Origin of the sequence: Aeribacillus sp. FSL K6-3256, from assembly GCF_037965805.1 — a bacterium.
GTDB lineage: Bacteria > Bacillota > Bacilli > Bacillales > Aeribacillaceae > Aeribacillus > Aeribacillus composti.
On sequence record NZ_CP150188.1, the window covers coordinates 672,161 to 690,819 of the forward strand.

Consider the following 18,659-nt stretch of genomic DNA (forward strand, 5'->3'; position numbering starts at 1 on the left):
CATTTTGCAGCCCCAGTTATACAAATACTTGAAGGGGAAAAAGATTAACCAGCTCATAAAAACAGGGTGAAACGAAACTTAAAAATTGTTTTCAAGATGATAAACATATACTAGAGGTGGAATTTAATGTCAGCAGTAATCGGAGAACTAAAAAAATATGCACATAAAATTGTAGATGCTGGTTTAGTTGTTGGAGCCGGTGGAAATCTCAGCATGCGTGATGGTGAATATATGTACATTTCACCAAGCGGCTTTGATTTAAAGGAGATTGAAGATGATCAATGGGTTAAAGTAAAAATTGACACTGGAGAAGTTTTTGGAGATTTAAAACCTTCCTCCGAATTGCTCATGCATTTAGAATGCTTTCGGCGAAATCCAGAAATCAATGCAGTGTTGCATGCGCATCCTAGCTACTCTGTTGGAGTCTCTAGTGCAGGGAAAGATATCCCAATGCTTTTCCCCGATTTTCCTGCAATGGTAAAGAAAGTTTCCTACTTAGATTATATTATTCCTACAACCAATCTTTTAGCAGATGCTGTTGGAGAAGTCATCCATGACAGCGATGTCATTGTGATGAGGAACCATGGAGTGCTCACAGTCGGCAAAACGATGAAAGAAGCATTTTTTTATATGCAATTAACCGAAGAATCAGCAAAAGTATTTACCATCGCTTCAACTGTTGGTACTCCGAGAATTTTAACGGAACAAGAGTGCGAAGATTTACGAAATTTGTCATCCGAAAAGTATCGGGCCAGTCTGTTAAAGAAGAAGTCATAAACAGGCTTTTTTACGGGAGTGCGAATGACATGAAAAGAGTACTAGCTTTTGATTTGGGTGCTTCGAATGGTCGATTAATACTCGGAGAATATGAAAATAGAAAATTAAACATAACAGAAATTCACCGTTTTCAAAATAACCCCATCACGATCGGAGATCATTTGCATTGGGATTTAAACTACTTATTTGCTGAAATGAAAAAAGGAATAAAAAAATTTGTCGAGGTTTATGGAAAAAGGATCGATGGAATTGGTTTTGATACGTGGGGAGTAGATTTCGGTCTCATTTCTGAGGAAGGAGATCTATTAGAAAACCCGTATTCTTATCGGGATACACATACCGTTCTCTTTATGGATGAAGTCCATGAGAAGATAGATAAGAAAAAACTTTTTCAAATGACTGGCGTAGAGCCAGCTGCCATCAATACGCTTTATCAGCTGTATGCGATTTTGAAAACAAGGCCTGAGCTAATAGAAAAGGCAAAATATATATTAATGACACCGAGTCTGTTCGCCTATTTGTTTACAGGGGAAATCAAAAATGAATTTACAATCTCGTCGACTTCTCAACTATTAAATTGGGAAAAAAAAGATTGGGATGAGACGATTTTAAATAAGCTGTTTGCAGATAAGGTGAATTTTGCACCTCTGGTAGAAACGAATCGCATTTTGGCCAAAACGAAAGCATCTATTAATAAGGAATTAGGGATCGATCCGGCCAATGTCATCGCGGTTCCAGGACACGATACAGCTTGTGCTTTAGGTGCCATGCCGATCCAAAATGATCAAACAAGCTGTTTTATGAGCTGCGGAACATGGGTGCTGATCGGTGTGACGGTTGAAAAGCCGGTTGTTTCAGATGAAGCTTATGAATGGGGCTTCACAAATGAAGGGACATTTGACGGGAAGTTCCGTTTGCAAAAAAACAATACCGGCTTATGGTTTATTCAACAGTGTAAAAAAGAATGGAACGATAATGGCGAAGGCATCTCCTATGAAGAAGAAAGCCGGCTGATAGAAGAAGCAGAACCGTTCCGTTCTTTTATAAATCCAAATGATCCATCGTTTTTTAACCCGCCAAGCATGCTGAAAGCTATTCAAGATTATTGTCAAAAAACTTTACAGCCTATTCCGGAAACGAAAGGGCAATTTTTGAGATGTATATTGGAAAGCTTAGCTTTTCAATACCGTTTCGTGATCGAACGGCTGGAAAATTTAATCCACCATAACATCCAGTCGATTCATATGGGAGGCGGGGGAATACAAAACAAATGGTTTTGTCGATTTATTGCTGGCGCCGCAAAGCGTACCGTTTATGCAGGGCCGGTGGAAGCCAGCGCAATCGGCAATATGCTTTCTCAATTAATTGCCCTTGGAGAAATTGCAGACTTAGAAGAAGCAAGAAAAATTGTTACCAACTCCTTTAGCTTTAAAACATATGAACCCGAAAACTGTGATCATTGGGAAAAACATTATAAATCATTTCTAGCAATCATTAAATAAATAACATACAGGAGGAATGAAAGATGGCAAAAGATCCACGATATGTAGGAAATCTACCAAAGATAGGAATACGCCCGACGATCGACGGCAGAAGAAAAGGAGTTCGTGAATCATTAGAAGAAACAACAATGAACATGGCAAAAGCTGTAGCTAAATTACTGGAGGAAAATGTTTTTTATTATAATGGACAGCCAGTGGAATGTGTGATTGCAGATACATGTATTGGAGGAGTAAAAGAAGCGGCAGAAGCAGCTGAAAAGTTTGCAAGAGAAGGCGTTGGCGTTTCGATTACTGTTACTCCATGCTGGTGCTATGGAACTGAAACAATGGATATGGATCCTCACATTCCGAAAGCAGTTTGGGGATTCAATGGAACAGAAAGACCTGGCGCTGTCTATTTAGCTGCTGTTCTAGCAGGTTATAACCAAAAAGGACTTCCTGCCTTTGGAATTTACGGTAAGGATGTTCAAGATGCAGGAGATACGAATATACCTGAAGATGTAAAAGAGAAGCTCATTCGTTTTGCAAAAGCAGGACTGGCTGTTGCTATGATGAAGGGTAAATCTTATCTCTCCATTGGATCTGTATCAATGGGAATTGCAGGAAGTGTTGTGCAAGAAGACTTTTTCCAAAACTATCTTGGAATGAGAAATGAATATGTTGATATGAGCGAATTCGTGCGCAGAATTGAACTGGAAATTTACGATAAAGAGGAATATGAAAGAGCCTTAAAATGGGTGAAGGAAAACTGTAAAGTTGGTCCGGACAACAATCGCGACGGCTTTAAAAGAACAGAAGAGCAGAAGGAAAAAGATTGGGAAATCAGCGTAAAAATGGCTCTTATCGCACGCGACTTAATGGTTGGCAATAAAAAATTAGAAGAAATGGGATATGGAGAAGAAGCTCTAGGAAGAAACGCCATTGTTGCTGGTTTCCAAGGACAGCGTCAATGGACCGACTATTTCCCAAATGGAGATTTTATGGAAACGATTTTAAATTCATCTTTTGACTGGAACGGAAAAAGAGCGCCATATATTTTTGCAACGGAAAATGATAACTTGAACGGCATTTCCATGTTGTTCGGCTACCTTTTAACTAATACGGCGCAAATTTTTGCCGACGTGAGAACTTATTGGAGTCCGGAGGCTGTCAAGCGGGTAACTGGCTATACTCTTGAAGGGAGAGCGGCAAACGGAATCATCCATTTAATTAATTCTGGAGCGGCTGCATTGGATGGAACAGGAGAACAAACAAAAGACGGCAAACCAGTTATTAAACCATACTACGAATTGACAGATGAAGATATTAAAAAATGCTTGGAAGCAACACAATTTAGACCTGCTTCAACTGAATACTTCAGAGGCGGCGGATATTCAACTGACTTTTTAACAAAAGGCGGCATGCCTGTAACGATTTCGCGCTTAAATATTGTTAAAGGGCTGGGTCCTGTTCTGCAAATTGCAGAAGGATATACGGTTGATTTGCCGGAAGAAGTTCATGACGTGCTTGACAAACGGACCGATCCAACTTGGCCTACCACTTGGTTTGTTCCGAATCTAACCGGAGAAGGTGCATTTAAAGATGTTTACTCGGTTATGAATAACTGGGGAGCCAACCATTGTTCCATCAGCTATGGTCATATTGGAGCCGATTTAATCACGCTGGCATCCATTCTTCGCATTCCGGTAAATATGCACAATGTACCTGAGGAAAAAATATTCAGACCAGATGCTTGGAGCATGTTTGGAACAAAAGATCTTGAAGGCGCTGATTACAGAGCATGTAAAAACTTTGGGCCGATCTATAAATAACAAGTAACAAAGGAACGGGATGCTTATGAAAAAATACGCAATCGGAGTAGATTTTGGGACTGAATCTGGAAGAGTTGTCTTAGTAGATGTTGCAACTGGTGAGGTTGCTGGTACTCATTCCACACAATATAAACATGGAGTCATAACGGAAACTCTTCCTCATAAGCAGAAGAAGCTGAAAAACAGTACAGCTCTTCAGCACCCGCAAGATTATTTAGATGTGCTGGAAACGTCCATCCCGAGAGTGTTAGAGGATTCCGGGGTGAGCAAAGATGATATCGTCGGCATAGGAATTGATTTTACATCCTGTACAATTCTGCCTGTCGATGAACAATTAACACCATTATGTTTTCTGGAAAAATGGAAAGATGAGCCGCATGCATGGGTAAAATTATGGAAACATCATGCAGCGCAGCCAGAAGCAGATACAATTAATCAATTAGCAAGCGAGTCGAATGAAGAATGGTTAAAGCGTTATGGTGGAAAAATTTCGTCAGAATGGATGCTGCCGAAAATATTAGAAATTATACATGATCGTGAGGAGCTCTATCATGAAGCGGCATTGTTCCTTGAAGCAGCTGATTGGCTGACGTCGCTGATGGTCGGTGAAGTGAAACGAAATAGCTGTTCTGCCGGCTATAAAGGAATGTGGCATAAACAGGAAGGCTATGTAAGAAAAGAATTTTTAAAAAGACTTCATCCATTGATGGAAAATATTTATGAAACAAAACTGTCGGGTGAAGTGGTTCCGATCGGCAGCAAGGCTGGCGAGCTGACGGAAGAGTTTGCAGCAAAAATTGGACTAAAACCAAAAACACCGGTTGCCATTGGAATTATAGATGCTCATGCTGCTGTTCCAGGTGCAGGAGTTACCGCACCTGGAAGCATGGTTATGGTTATGGGAACCTCCACCTGTCATATGCTGTTAAGCACAAAAGAAGAGTTTGTCGAAGGAATCAGCGGAGTCGTCGAAGATGGAATAATCCCTGGCTACTACGGATATGAGGCAGGCCAGGCTGCTGTTGGCGACATTTTTGCATGGTTTGTCAAAGAGCTTGTGCCGGGTTATGTCGAAAGAGAAGCGGAGGCCAAAAATCTATCTATTCATCAATATTTGGAACAAAAAGCCAGCACATTGCCTCCAGGATCAAAAGGATTGCTGGCATTGGATTGGCATAATGGAAATAGAACTCCGTTAGTTGATGCCAATTTGTCAGGTTTATTAGTCGGTCTTACGCTGAATACAAAACCTGAAGAAATTTACCGTGCATTAATTGAATCAACAGCATTCGGGACACGCTTGATCATTGAAAGCTTTGAGAATGCAGGAATCGAAATTAATGAATTGGTTGCATGCGGCGGACTGCCTCATCAAAATGAAATGCTCATGCAAATATATGCAGATGTAACGGCAAGACCAATCAAGATCGCATCTAACAAAATCACATCAGCCATCGGAGCTGCAATGTTCGGAGCTGTTGCTGCAGGATCAAAACTAGGTGGATACGATACGATCGAAGAAGCAGCAGCAAATATGGCCAAATTAAAAGACAAAGTTTTTTATCCGAAACAGGATCACGTAGAAAAATATAATTTGTATTATGAAGAGTATAAAAAATTGGTAAACTATTTCGGCCGCGGAACGAACAATGTGATGAAAAAAATAAAAAATTAATACAAAATACGGGGGTGTCTAATAAGTCGCTTTTACGGCTTATTGATGCCCCCTTTAATGTTTTGAAACGTTGATATATCGATGTTTATGATTTTTTGCTTTCAATGGGGCCTGATTTTATGGAGGCTTCTTTTTTATTTTGCACTGGCGCACAAAACTACTGATGCTAAATGTTTTAATAGAATCAAAGCTTGATGCAAAATGGCGATTATGTTTCTATTAAATCAATATAATAATTAGTTTGGTCAAATTCACTCTTTTTGTTTATAGGTTTCAAATTATATCCATTTTATTTTACTTCAATCATCACGGCATCTCCCTGACCGCTTCCAGAACAGATCGCTGCGATTCCAATCCCTCCTCCGCGACGGCGTAATTCGTACGCTAGTGTCAAAAGAATACGCGCGCCGCTTGCGCCGATTGGGTGACCAAGGGCAACAGCACCGCCATTTACATTCACTTTTTCCGGATCGATTCCCGCAATTTTTATACTAGCGAGTGCAACGACTGCGAATGCTTCATTAATTTCGAACAAGTCGATATCATCGACAGATTTCCCCGTCTTTTTCAATAGCTCAAGAATGACAAGGCCCGGTGTTATTGGAAAATTTTCTGCTTCAACCGCAACTTCTGCATGGCCAATGATGGTTGCAAGAACGTTTTTACCTTCTCTTTTTGCCCGTTCATCGCTCATCAGTACAAGCGCTGCAGCTCCATCATTAATTCCAGGTGCGTTGCCGGCTGTAATCGTTCCATCTTTGCCAAATACAGGAGGTAATGTTGCCAGAATCTCTTTCGTTGTGTCTTTTCGCGGTGATTCATCTTTATAAATGACAAGCGGGCTGCCTTTACGCTGTGGAATTTCAACCGCTGCAATCTCTTCTGCCATCTTGCCTTCTTCGATTGCTGCAATTGCTCTTTTATGGCTTCTCACAGCCCAATTGTCCTGTTCTTCACGCGATATTTCATACTCTTTCGCAATTTTGTTTCCGTACGTCCCCATATGAACACCAGTAAAACTGCATGACAGGCCATCATGAATCATTAAATCAACCATCTGTGCATTACCCATTCTTAACCCCCATCTTGCGTTCTTCAATGCATATGGAGCGTTTGACATTGACTCCATGCCGCCTGCCAAAATGATTTCTTCGTCGCCTGCCCGAATGATTTGATCAGCCATTGTTACACTGCGAAGACCGGATGCACAAACTTTATTCACTGTTTCTGTTTTAATGCTCCAAGGAATACCTGCTTCACGTGCTGCCTGGCGCGACGGGATCTGTCCCTGTCCAGCCTGAAGAACATTTCCGAAAATGACTTCATTCACATCTTCAGGCTTTACTTCTGCTCGCATTAAAGCCTCTTTCATCGAAATACCGCCAAGCTGTGATGCTGTTAATTGAGCAAGCGATCCGTTAAATTTTCCAATCGGGGTACGCGCTCCTTCTAAAATAACTGTCTTTACCATTTAATTCACCTCCGAAAGTTCAGGAGAAACTGTGAATTTTGCCTCTGTTTTTGCTATCACTTCATCAACTGAAACACCATCCATTGTTTCAATCAGCACCATCCCTTGATCTGTAAAGTCAAACACGGCTAAATCGGTAATCAATCGATGGACGACACCTTTTCCAGTAAGTGGAAGTGTACATTCTTTCTTCACTTTCGATTCCCCGCTCTTGTTCAAATGTTCCATAATGACGATGACGCGTTTCGCACCGTTTACAAGATCCATTGCTCCGCCCATACCTTTGACCATTTTTCCTGGAATCATCCAATTGGCTAAATCGCCGTTCTCTGAAACTTCCATACCTCCTAAAATAGCAAGATCAATATGTCCTCCACGAACCATTGCAAATGATTCGGCACTGTCAAAAAATGAAGCGCCGAGCACTGTAGTAATCGTTTCTTTACCAGCGTTAATCAAATCGGGATCTTCCTCCCCTTCAACCGGATAAGGTCCAATGCCAAGCAGCCCATTTTCTGAATGTAATAAGATGTTGAAATTGGACGGAATCTCATTGGCAATAAGTGTTGGCATTCCGATGCCAAGATTGACAATCATTCCGTTTTCAATTTCCTTTACCGCACGCTTAACAATCTTTAATCGATTGTTAGACATCCTGATCACTCCTTCTTTTATTTAGTAACCACTGTTCTCCGCTCAATGCGTTTTTCATAATTCGTTCCTACCAGTAAGCGTTGAACATAAATACATGGTGTGTGAATTTCGTCCGGATCAAGTTCACCAGGTTCAACAATTTGTTCCACTTCCGCTATGGTGATTTTACCTGCCATTGCGGCAAGCGGATTAAAATTTCGCGCTGTTTTCCGATACACAAGATTCCCATAAGTATCAGCCTTCCACGCTTTTACAAAAGCAAAATCTGCAACGATGGCTTCCTCTAGCAAATATGTTTTTCCGTTGAACTCTCTTTCTTCTTTTCCTTTTGCGATCGGCGTTCCGACACCTGTTGCGGTATAAAAAGCCGGAATTCCTGCTCCACCTGCTCTCATTCGTTCTGCAAGAGTACCTTGTGGTATAAGTTCTACTTCTAAATCGCCGCTTAAAAATTGCTGTTCAAAAATTTTATTTTCCCCGACGTAGGAAGCGACCATTTTTTTTATTTGTTTATTTTTGAGTAGAAGACCAAGTCCCCAATCATCGACACCACAATTGTTGCTGTAAATAGTCAAATTCTTTGTCCCCTTGTCACGTAAAGCTTGAATAGTCTTTTCTGGAATTCCGCACAACCCAAATCCGCCTACAACAATGGATGCACCGTCTTGAATGTCTGAAACCGCTTCCGAAAATGAATTCATGATTTTGTTCATGAACATCTCCTCCTTTCTTTGTCTTATGTAAGAGTTTACATTCCCATTATCTATAAGTAAAATAGATAAAAAGAATACAATTTATTCCAATAGTGAATAAATAAGGGGGGAGTATGGTGGAATTTCGTGATATTCAATCTTTCATTGATGTTGCCAATCATAACAGCTTTACAAAGGCTGCTGAATATTCCTACTTATCACAGCCTTCATTGAGCAAAGCCGTTAAAAAGCTTGAAGCTGAGCTGCATGTTGAACTGATCGAAAGGTCAACTCGTCATCTCCGTTTGACAGATGCAGGTCAAATTGTATATCAGCAAGGAAAAAAATTGATTGAAACGTTGGAAGAAATGAAAATGTTATTAGATGAACTTTCTAATCTTGCGACTGGAGAGATTAAGATGGGGGTTCCGCCGCTCATTGGAACTTTGTTTTTTCCTTCTATTGCTAGAATGTTTCATCAAAACTATCCGAATGTGAAACTTGAACTTATAGAGCTTGGGGCAAAGGTCATCGAACAATTAGTGGAAGAAGGAGAGATTGACATTGGCATAGTTGTACTGCCTGTAGACGAATCCGTTTTTCATATTCATCCGTTTATTACAGAAGAATTTGTCTTGTTTATTCATCGTGACCACCCAATTGCACAAAAACAAACAGTTTCAGTACATGAATTAAAAGATGAACCGTTTATATTGTTTTCGAAAAACTTCAAACTCCACGATTACATCATCAACACATGTAAAAATGCAGGCTTTACTCCAATTGTTTCATATGAAAGCTCGCAATGGGATTTAATTCTTGAGCTTGTTTCATCAAAACTAGGTATTACTTTAATGCCGAAAATGATTTTTCATAAACAGAACAGCCCCAACATCACGATTGTTCCGCTTAAAGATCCGCCTCTTCTTTGGAGACTCGGCATCATTACGAGAAAAGGCAGATATCACTCATTTGCTTTAAAAAAATTGCTGGAAATGCTTAAAGAAAATCCATTATGATTTTTCAAACGTATTTATCGTTTCGATAATGGCGACTTTCATCAAAGTATCAACTGTTTCCAACTAAAATTTCAGAACATTCAAACTTGTTTTTTACTTAGAAACAAAATGAAACTGCAGTTATTGTTCATCAAATTTTCCATCATAAAATTAGGACGGTACAATAGTGGCTTTGTCATTCAAGTCGTCTTTGTTGTCCCTTGGAAAATTCCTTGTCGTTATTTTTATGTTTACTAGACTAAAAGATGGTCTATTTTTTTACAAAAAATCTCTTGATCGAGCTTAAGCTGTCTGTCGAATTGTATGGAGCAAGCAACAAAATTCTATGGGCGAATTGCAACAAATTCTTTTTTAGCTGTATTGTTGTACGAAAAAATTGTAGCGAAACAGTGTAGCGATTCGCTACAATTCATCATTCTCTTTCACCATTCTCTAATTTTCGAAAGCCTTTTCTCTTCTCAACTTTTTGATAATTTTTAATATTGGCACGAATGTTGCAAAGTAAAAAGCGAAAACAAAATCAATTTTTGAAAAAAGAAAGGAGAGAAATGGATGGAAGCAGTAACAACTCGCAATGCACAAATACTTGCTATCGATGCAGGGGGAACGATGACAGATACCTTCATTATTGACGACAATGGTGAATTTGTCGTCGGAAAAGCACAATCCACACCTGAAGATGAATCAATTGGTCTTCTCAACTCTGCAAGGGATGCACTAACTTACTGGAACACAACAGTAGAAGAAGAATTTCCTAAATTGCTTGCGGGTGTCTACTCCGGAACAGCGATGCTGAATCGTCTCGTGTCAAGGAAAGGACGCCGCGTCGGTCTGATCGTTAATAAAGGGATGGAGGATTTCCATCGAATGGGCCGGGCGATCCAGGCTTACCTAGGATATTCTTATTCAGACCGTTTACACTTGAATACTCATCGTTACGATCCTCCACTTGTACCGAGAGAATTGACAAGAGGCGTAACAGAAAGAGTCGATTTATTTGGAAACGTTGTCATTCCACTTTATGAACATGAAGTGGAACCAGCAGTATTGGACCTTCTGGAACAGGATGTCGAAGCAATTGTGATCAGTTTGCTTCATTCTTACAAATATCCGCAGCATGAACGAAAAATTAGGGATATTGCAAAGGAAGTCATGAAGAAAGTCGGAAAAGAAGTGCCTGTGTTTGCATCGGTTGATTATTACCCTGTTAGAAAAGAGTCTCACCGCACAAATACAACCATTATTGAAGCATATGCAGCAGACCCGTCTCGGGAGACATTGTCGAAAATTGATAACATGTTAAGAAATCACGGGGCAAAATTTGATCTTCGGGTCATGGCCAGCCACGGTGGAACGATAAGTACGCGTGCAAATGAACTGGCAAGAACGCTCGTTTCAGGTCCGATTGGGGGAGTAGTTGGCGCGAAATATCTTGGTGAACAACTCGGTATTCGCAATATTGCATGCTCGGATATCGGCGGAACAAGTTTTGATATGGCTCTTATTACTCAAGGGGATTTGAGTATTAATACAAGCCCAGATATGGCAAGGCTTGTACTATCATTACCGCTTGTTTCCATGGATACTGTTGGAGCTGGGGCAGGCAGCTTTGTGCGAGTGGATCCGAACTTCAAATCATTAACACTTGGACCGGACAGCGCAGGTTCGAGAGTCGGCGTTTGTTATCCGGAGGGCGGCATAGAAACGGTAACAGTAACCGACTGCCACGTTGTTCTTGGACTAATCAACCCGGATAATTTCCTTGGCGGCGAGGTTAAGCTATATCCGGAAAGAGCTTATGAAGCATTGAAGAAGCAGGTCGCCGATCCGCTCGGATTATCTGTTGAAGACGCAGCATACGGTGTTATCGATCTGCTTGAGTCGCAACTGCGCAATTATCTTGAATCTATGATCCTTGGAAAAGGGTATTCGCCATCTCAATATGTATGCTTCTCTTATGGAGGCGGCGGTCCGCTTCATACTGCCGGCTACACAAAAGGTCTTGGCTTTGAAGATGTTCTAGTACCGGCGTGGGCAGCTGGATTTTCTGCTTTTGGCTGCGGTGCGGCAGACTTTGAATACCGCTATGATAAAACACTTGATATCAATGTAAACAACGGGGATGAAGACAGCAGTAAGCTGAAGGCAGGTAAAGAATTGCAGGATGCTTGGGATGAACTAATCGAAAAAGTGGCAGCTGAATTTGAGAAAAATAACTTTAAACGACAAGATGTGAGTTTCCGTCTTTATTTCCGCATGCAGTACCAAGGTCAGTTAAACGACCTTGAAATTGAATCGCCGATTCAAAAGTTTAAGGATATTAACGACTGGGAAGAGCTTGTCAAAGCATTCGAAGAAACGTATGCGAGAATTTACGCAAAAGCGGCCAAATCGCCTGAACTCGGTTACAGCATCACAGGAGCAATCGTACGCGGTATTGTTGAAGTGGCAAAGCCGAAAATTCCTGAGGAGCCTCTATCTGGAGAAACTCCGCCGTCAGAAGCGTTTCTTGGCCAGCGTGATGTGTATTGGAAGGGCGAGTGGATCAAAGCAAACATTTGGGAAATGGAAAAATTGAAGCCAGGGAACAAAATCGGTGCATTTTCAATTTTAGAATCTCCAGCCACAACGTTTGTGATTCCGCCTGGTTTTGAAACATATCTTGATGAGCATCGCATTTTCCACTTAAAAGAACTTTAAGGAAAAAGGAGGGTATTTTTTCATGACGATTACTGAAAAAACAATACAAAGCCAGAAAAATATTGGTTGGCACGGAAAAACACTCAAGCAAATGCGTAAAGAAATTGATGAAATCAGCCGAGAGACAGGACATTACGCAGGTTTAAAAACATTGCCATTAAAAGAGTCATATCCAATCCGCTATGAAAAGATCTTTTCAAAATTGCGGGGAGGAGTTGTGCATGCAAGGGAAACGGCCAAAAGAGTGGCGGCCTCCCCGATTGTTGAGCAAGAAGGGGAATTATGCTTTACTTTATACACTCCTGAAGGAGATTCGATTGTAACTTCTACTGGAATTATCATTCACGTCGGGACGATGGGCGCAGCGATTAAATACATGATTAAAAACGATTATGAAGAGAATCCGGGAATTGAAGACGGAGATATTTTCTGTAACAATGATTGCCAGATCGGAAATGTGCACCCATGTGACGTTCATACAATTGTTCCAATCTTTTACGAGGGCGAGCTGATAGGCTGGGTTGGCGGAGTTACCCACGTAATTGATGTTGGGGCGACTGCACCAGGAAGTATGACCGTTGGACCAGTTAGCCGTTACGATGACGGTTATCAAGTGGCCTGCCGTAAAATCGGTAAAAACGATACGCTCTTAAAAGATTGGCTTATTGAAAGCCAGCGTTCTGTCCGAACAACAAAGTACTGGCTTCTTGATGAACGGACTCGCGTAGCCGGCTGCCATATGATCAGAGACCTTGTCCTTGATATTGTCAAGGAGGAAGGTGTCGACACTTATAAACAATTTATTCGCGAGGTAATTGAGGATGGACGGCGCGGTTTTGTCAATCAAGTAAAAACGTTGCTGATTCCGGGTAAATACCGCCAAGTTTCATTTGTGGACGTACCGTATAAAAACCTAGATGTTCCTCCTTACGCTCGTGTAAACACGATTATGCATGCCCCAACAGAACTGACTGTTCACAAAGATGGCAAGTTCCAAATCGACTTTGAAGGCGTTAACAGATGGGGATGGCACAGCTACAATGCTACACCTGTTTCGATTACGAGCGGAATATGGGTCATGATGTCGCAAACGCTCATCCCGAACGATCGGGTTAATGATGGCGCTTATTATGCGAGCCAGTTCGACTTGCCTTACGGTTCATGGCTAAATCCGGACGATATTCGGACCGCTCACAGCTATGCATGGCACTTCCTTGTATCTGCATGGAGTCCATTATGGCGTGCACTTAGCCGCAACTACTTTGCACGCGGGTATTTAGAAGAAGTTAACGCCGGAAATGCCAACACTTCTAACTGGCTGCAAGGAGGAGGATATAACCAATTTAACGAAAATCATGCCGTTAACAGCTTCGAATCAGCAGCCGAAGGGGTCGGAGCAAGTGCGGTAAGAGACGGTATTAACCATGCGGCAGCCATCTGGAACCCTGAAGGTGATATGGGAGATATGGAAATTTGGGAGCTCGCAGAACCGCTTCTTTATTTGGGACGAAGCATAAAACCAAATACAGCAGGGTATGGAAAATACCGGGGAGGCAGCGGCTACGAGACTTTGCGGATGGTATATGGTGCAAAAGACTGGACGATGTTCTTTATGGGAAATGGCTATATGTCAAGTGACTGCGGTTTAATGGGAGGCTATCCAGCAGCATCAGGATACCGTTTTGAAGCACATGGAACGAATTTGAAAGAACGGATCGAAAAAAGACTGCCTATTCCTACAGGGGGAGACAGTGATCCGGATAATCCAGAATACGATACTTTAATGGAAGCAAAGGAAATTATCCGTGATAAGCAATCCATTACAACAGAAACAATTTTTGAAAATTACGATCTGTATTTAAATTACCTTCGTGGGGGACCTGGTTTTGGGGATCCGCTTGAGCGCAAGCCGAAAATGATTGAGGATGATTTAAATGAAGGACTGCTGCTGCCGCGTTATGCAGAAAGCGTTTACGGAGCAGTTGTCAGCAAAAATGAAAAAGGCAAGTATATCGTTGATGAAAAAGCGACAGAAAAACGCCGCAAAAAAATGAGAAAAGAGCGTCTAAAGCGCGGGGTTCCTGTAAAAGAATGGATGGAGCAGGAGAGACAAAAAATTCTAAACAAAGAAGCGGCTGTACAGGTTCGTCATATGTATGCCGGCAGCTTTGCCTTAAGTGAAAAATTTGCGAATGAGTTTAAACAGTTCTGGAATCTGCCGACAGAATGGCATTTATCAGAAGATGAGTTAGGTGTACCAACCTTTGGAGCAAAAATAAATCATCAGAAAAAAACGGGGTGAGAACATGGCACAATATGATCGTAAGACGATTGAAGAGCTGATCGACGGAACAATTGATTTTTACAAATTAAAAGAAATGCTTTCAAATTTTAAGGATACTGACCGATTTGATAAATATATCAGCATTTTGCAGGAAAGAGTTCCATGGGATGATCCAATTCTATTGCCGGCTGGACTTCACCTTTATATCGTTTTGAAGCCAGATGGCAAACGAGTCGTAAAGTGTGATTGCGGACATGAATTTTGTGAGGCAAGTGACAACTGGAAACTTCATGCGCTTATATACGTTCGTGATACAGAGGAAAAAATGGTGGAGCTGTATCCGAAGCTGCTTGCTCCAGATCCGGAGTGGCAGGTTATACGTGAATACTATTGCCCAAATTGTGCAAGTCAACTGGAGGTAGAAGCTGTAACACCTTGGTATCCAATCTTAAAAGATTTTGAACCAGATATTGATGCATTTTACAATGAATGGCTGAAGCGTCCGATACCTCAAGTGAAATAAACCATCAACCAGGAGTTCGTTTCTGACTAAAGGCTGACACAATCGAACAGCAAGTGGATAACCGAGTGTTTTCATCACAAAGGTTATCCACTTTTATTTAAAGCAGTTTTAAAAAAACTATAGAAAGTTGACACATTATTTCATTTTTAGAGAGAATACCATAAACAAACAGAATTTTTCACGACAAGCAGTTCAAAACGTATTGCTCAAAATTAATCTGTCGCATGCACACTTGAGCAAATGCGTTAAACATTTGACATCGTTTTGATAAAGCGATGGTGAACGCATGAATTTGATTCAAAAGATTAAAAATGCGAATCTAGACACTTGATATCTTCGAGTAAATACGTTAATAATTGTGGTAACACTTGTCACTTCCTTGCTTATCATCACTGGTGTGTAATTCCTTAAGAACTACGGGGGTGGTAAGTTTTTTGCTTTTAAAGCCCCGAATAAAGTATTTTTATAATCTATTTTCGAAAAATTTTGATAATATGTTCAAGAGGAGGGGGGAGTACATGGGCAATCCATATATATCTATTTTCTCTACGCACAACTTGCCAGATAAAAAAAGAGATTTGGAAACTTTATGGGAAATGTTTGTGGAAAGATCGTGGGAAGATAAAATATCGGGCAAAATACGAAAAAATGTTTTAGATTCTTGGAGCCGCTGTCAGGAAACTGGAGTTGACCCGATGCAATTGCAAACGAAGGCAGCTTTAACAGAATACGAATTAAATCATCTGTTAAAAGGATCTGAGCTATATCAAATTGCGAAACCGATTATTGATAATTTATTTTATAAGTTGAAAGGTACTAGGTATCTTATCACGCTGACAGATGAAAACGGTTGCATAATTTATTTGAAAGGTGAACCGTATGTTTTGCGGGAAGCGGAAAAAATGAATTTCACAGTTGGCATGGACTGGAGCGAAAATGCAGCAGGTACAAATGCGATTGGAACGTGTATCGTCACCCAAAATCCCATTCAAATTTTTTCTGCAGAACACTTTTGTCAAGGATGTCATCCATGGACATGTTCTTCAGCTCCTATCATTCATCCCTTCACAAAAGAGGTCATCGGTGTCATCGATTTTACAGGATTTTGGGAAGATGCTCAGCCTCATACACTTGGTTTAGCTGTATCCACTGCACAAGTGATTGAAAAACAGCTTGCATACGTCTATATGAAAGTGAATAACTATTTAATAGATTATTTTTTTCAATGCGCAAATAAATGGAAAAACGATCATATTCTAGTACTGAACCATGCCTTTTATGTTGTGAAGAGCAGTGAAAAGCTAATGGAATTATTTAACCTGAAACATGCAGGAGATTTGGCGGTAAATCCTGATTTTCATCCTTTAATAAATGAGATGAAAAGGATGTCCAAATTCTCTGCGAAAAACGATATTTCCAGCGATTTGATGGTTCGAGATTTCAAGGTTTTAGCAATCGAGCCGATTCATTTTAAAGGGGAAGTTGCTGGATATATGGTCGTGTTGAAGGATAACAAAAAGGTATTCCGTACCACTGCGCGATACATTCTCAAGGATGAACCATGGAACGATATTATTGGGACATCGGATGCATTGTTAACAGCACTAAACAAATGTTATAAAGCTGCTCCTTCAAATGTTCCGATTCTTCTGTTGGGAGAAAGCGGTACAGGAAAGGAAAAAATTGCAAAATCAATACATCAATCTAGTCAGAGAAGAGACAAACCTTTTTTAGCAATAAACTGTGGCGCAATTCCGAAAGAATTGATTGGAAGTGAACTGTTCGGTTACGAAAGTGGAACTTTTACCGGAGGTTCGAAAGAAGGGAAGAAAGGAAAATTTGAGGAAGCAAACGAAGGAACCTTGTTTTTAGATGAAATCGGCGAGATGCCGCTAGATCTGCAAGTCCATTTGCTTAGGGTGCTGCAAGAAAAGGAGATTATGAGGCTGGGTTCATCTCAAACGATTCCAATCAATGTGAGAATTATTGCTGCAACGAATAAGAACTTATATGCCTTGTGTAAACAAGGGCTTTTTCGCGAAGACTTATTTTTTAGACTTAACGTTGTTACGGTTAATATTCCTCCTCTTCGTGAGCGAAGGGAAGATATTCCTCTGATTGCTGATTATTTCTTAAAAAAATTTGCAAAAAAGTATGCGAGAGAATCCCTTTCCATTGCGCAAGAAACTTTAAATTACTTTTTAGAATATTCGTGGCCCGGCAACATAAGAGAAATGCAAAATGTCATTGAGTATGCCGTCATATTTAGTGATTCTCCTGTTATTAGGATAGAAGACTTACCGGCATACTTTATTGAAAACAGAATGAGCCTCTCCATCAATAACCAGCTTAAAGATTTATCTTTAATAGAAGTCGAAGAGCAAAAAGTGCTTGTCAGGCTTTTAGAGGAAACAGGCTGGAATTTATCAGCTGTCGCCAAAAAAATGAATATTGCCAGGTCCACTCTTTATCGGAAGTTAAAAAAATATCAGCTAAAACAAACATAAGCCGATTTTCTCGCGTAAATCCAATCATATTCACTAAACTCTTCACATGTCATCACATCTCAAATTTTTTAAAACAAAAGAATGCCTAGGCAAGGCGCTTTTTTTTACGGTGTCATAGATAATAGAAGCTAGTGTGTTGAAAATAAAAAGATCCTCAAACAAAGCTATCATACCTTATCCATTCCTTCCATACAATTGAAATGAACGACGATCATGGGAGGATGGATGATGCAATTTTATTACGGTCAGCAAATGCCGCTTCGCATATTGGATGAAGCGGAGTTTTGGAAGCATCAAGAGGAAGAGCATACTGTTGTGATCCGAGAGCTGGTGGCAAATTTAGAGCAAAACTATGTAGATGCTTTGTTAAATTGGGAAGAAGAATTGTCGAAGACGCATCAAAAGGTTGTGCGCTATATTGAGTCTGTCATACGCTCCCCTTACTATATTCCAGCAAAGCTTTATCAACGAGTATTGAATTTGGTGTCATTTTGCTTAAAGCAAAGTCTCGATTTTATTAAATTATGCCGGCAAATTAAAACGGAAAGCGCTGCTGTTCGAAAAAATCCGACCGCCAAAGTTGTTTTGAACCATATTATTCGTGAATCAGAATATTTTGTCGGCATAGCGCAAGTGCTGTTGTATGGCAGCAAGTAAATTTTCAAGGGAATTCCTTTTTTGAAGGAGTTTCCTTTTTGTTTTCCTGGATTTTATTATTATATCTATGATGTGTAATTTCGAGAGTATGAGGATATTTTTACATACTATGGAATACTAGTAAGAAAAAATTTTATTTATAAAAACCGCTGGAATATTGATTTTTATGCGGTTTTTACATTAACTAATTAGATATAGGAATTGTTATTGTTAGTTATAGGATTTAGTTAAAGACATCGGTTAGATTAAACCGGTGTCTTTAATTATAGAGGTTGTTATTTAGAAATGTTGAATTCTAAAATCACAGGGTAATTATTTTGGAGAGAATAAGGGAGGAGTTCAGTATTTTAATTAATTGGTACATGATTTGAGAAATGTCCGACATTT

General features: G+C 40.3%; 13 protein-coding genes. 10 read left to right on the forward strand and 3 right to left on the reverse strand.

Annotated features, from left to right (window positions below; all coding sequences use genetic code 11):
• Positions 1–126: 126 nt before the first annotated feature.
• The 4 genes from NSQ84_RS03255 to NSQ84_RS03270 are packed head-to-tail and all read left to right on the forward strand — an operon-like array spanning position 127 to position 5,765.
• On the forward strand, positions 127–777 hold the full coding sequence (locus tag NSQ84_RS03255) for a class II aldolase/adducin family protein (protein ID WP_066246786.1): 651 nt from the start codon (positions 127–129) through the stop codon (positions 775–777).
• A 29-nt stretch (positions 778–806) separates the two neighbouring features.
• Positions 807–2,279: a rhamnulokinase family protein gene (locus NSQ84_RS03260; RefSeq protein WP_327856560.1), complete on the forward strand. Its 1,473-nt coding sequence runs from the start codon at positions 807–809 to the stop codon at positions 2,277–2,279.
• A 23-nt stretch (positions 2,280–2,302) separates the two neighbouring features.
• Positions 2,303–4,090 (forward strand): L-fucose isomerase, encoded by a 1,788-nt coding sequence (locus tag NSQ84_RS03265; RefSeq protein WP_063389244.1) that lies wholly within the window; start codon positions 2,303–2,305, stop codon positions 4,088–4,090.
• 25 nt (positions 4,091–4,115) lie between these two features.
• Positions 4,116–5,765 (forward strand): ribulokinase, encoded by a 1,650-nt coding sequence (locus tag NSQ84_RS03270; protein ID WP_082829344.1) that lies wholly within the window; start codon positions 4,116–4,118, stop codon positions 5,763–5,765.
• A 289-nt stretch (positions 5,766–6,054) separates the two neighbouring features.
• Here NSQ84_RS03270 and NSQ84_RS03275 read toward each other — a convergent pair whose 3' ends face one another.
• From NSQ84_RS03275 to NSQ84_RS03285, 3 genes are read right to left on the reverse strand one after another with little or no spacing between them, the layout of a single operon-like run.
• Positions 6,055–7,236 (reverse strand): acetyl-CoA C-acetyltransferase, encoded by a 1,182-nt coding sequence (locus NSQ84_RS03275; protein WP_066246782.1) that lies wholly within the window; start codon positions 7,234–7,236, stop codon positions 6,055–6,057.
• Positions 7,237–7,890 (reverse strand): CoA transferase subunit B, encoded by a 654-nt coding sequence (locus NSQ84_RS03280; protein WP_063389241.1) that lies wholly within the window; start codon positions 7,888–7,890, stop codon positions 7,237–7,239.
• Between the two features lie 17 nt (positions 7,891–7,907).
• The gene (locus NSQ84_RS03285; RefSeq protein WP_063389240.1) at positions 7,908–8,609 is read right to left on the reverse strand and encodes a CoA transferase subunit A; all 702 of its coding nucleotides are present in this window, start codon (positions 8,607–8,609) and stop codon (positions 7,908–7,910) included.
• Positions 8,610–8,719: 110 nt separating this feature from the next.
• Here NSQ84_RS03285 and NSQ84_RS03290 point away from each other — a divergent pair, with 110 nt between their 5' ends.
• The 6 genes from NSQ84_RS03290 to NSQ84_RS03315 all read left to right on the forward strand — a co-directional run bounded on the left by NSQ84_RS03290 (position 8,720) and on the right by NSQ84_RS03315 (position 18,272).
• The gene (locus NSQ84_RS03290) at positions 8,720–9,601 is read left to right on the forward strand and encodes a LysR family transcriptional regulator (protein ID WP_063389239.1); all 882 of its coding nucleotides are present in this window, start codon (positions 8,720–8,722) and stop codon (positions 9,599–9,601) included.
• Between the two features lie 552 nt (positions 9,602–10,153).
• Positions 10,154–12,301 (forward strand): hydantoinase/oxoprolinase family protein, encoded by a 2,148-nt coding sequence (locus tag NSQ84_RS03295; RefSeq protein ID WP_063389238.1) that lies wholly within the window; start codon positions 10,154–10,156, stop codon positions 12,299–12,301.
• Between the two features lie 22 nt (positions 12,302–12,323).
• Complete coding sequence (locus NSQ84_RS03300) at positions 12,324–14,603, forward strand: hydantoinase B/oxoprolinase family protein (RefSeq protein ID WP_066246781.1); 2,280 nt, start codon at positions 12,324–12,326, stop codon at positions 14,601–14,603.
• A gap of 4 nt (positions 14,604–14,607) precedes the next feature.
• Positions 14,608–15,108 (forward strand): acetone carboxylase subunit gamma, encoded by a 501-nt coding sequence (locus tag NSQ84_RS03305; RefSeq protein ID WP_063389236.1) that lies wholly within the window; start codon positions 14,608–14,610, stop codon positions 15,106–15,108.
• A gap of 518 nt (positions 15,109–15,626) precedes the next feature.
• Complete coding sequence (locus NSQ84_RS03310; RefSeq protein WP_066246779.1) at positions 15,627–17,615, forward strand: sigma-54-dependent Fis family transcriptional regulator; 1,989 nt, start codon at positions 15,627–15,629, stop codon at positions 17,613–17,615.
• Between the two features lie 228 nt (positions 17,616–17,843).
• A complete protein-coding gene (locus NSQ84_RS03315) occupies positions 17,844–18,272 on the forward strand; it encodes a DUF2935 domain-containing protein (RefSeq protein ID WP_063389235.1) in 429 nt (142 codons plus the stop codon).
• Positions 18,273–18,659: the final 387 nt, after the last annotated feature.

Excerpts from the sequence above, each read along its gene's own strand:
- NSQ84_RS03255 (WP_066246786.1), top strand. The coding sequence starts at position 127 with ATGTCAGCAGTAATCGGAGAACTAAAAAAATATGCACATAAAATTGTA.
- NSQ84_RS03260 (WP_327856560.1), top strand. The coding sequence starts at position 807 with ATGAAAAGAGTACTAGCTTTTGATTTGGGTGCTTCGAATGGTCGATTA.
- NSQ84_RS03265 (WP_063389244.1), top strand. The coding sequence starts at position 2,303 with ATGGCAAAAGATCCACGATATGTAGGAAATCTACCAAAGATAGGAATA.
- NSQ84_RS03270 (WP_082829344.1), top strand. The coding sequence starts at position 4,116 with ATGAAAAAATACGCAATCGGAGTAGATTTTGGGACTGAATCTGGAAGA.
- NSQ84_RS03275 (WP_066246782.1), bottom strand. The coding sequence starts at position 7,236 with ATGGTAAAGACAGTTATTTTAGAAGGAGCGCGTACCCCGATTGGAAAA.
- NSQ84_RS03280 (WP_063389241.1), bottom strand. The coding sequence starts at position 7,890 with ATGTCTAACAATCGATTAAAGATTGTTAAGCGTGCGGTAAAGGAAATT.
- NSQ84_RS03285 (WP_063389240.1), bottom strand. The coding sequence starts at position 8,609 with ATGTTCATGAACAAAATCATGAATTCATTTTCGGAAGCGGTTTCAGAC.
- NSQ84_RS03295 (WP_063389238.1), top strand. The coding sequence starts at position 10,154 with ATGGAAGCAGTAACAACTCGCAATGCACAAATACTTGCTATCGATGCA.
- NSQ84_RS03300 (WP_066246781.1), top strand. The coding sequence starts at position 12,324 with ATGACGATTACTGAAAAAACAATACAAAGCCAGAAAAATATTGGTTGG.
- NSQ84_RS03305 (WP_063389236.1), top strand. The coding sequence starts at position 14,608 with ATGGCACAATATGATCGTAAGACGATTGAAGAGCTGATCGACGGAACA.
- NSQ84_RS03310 (WP_066246779.1), top strand. The coding sequence starts at position 15,627 with ATGGGCAATCCATATATATCTATTTTCTCTACGCACAACTTGCCAGAT.
- NSQ84_RS03315 (WP_063389235.1), top strand. The coding sequence starts at position 17,844 with ATGCAATTTTATTACGGTCAGCAAATGCCGCTTCGCATATTGGATGAA.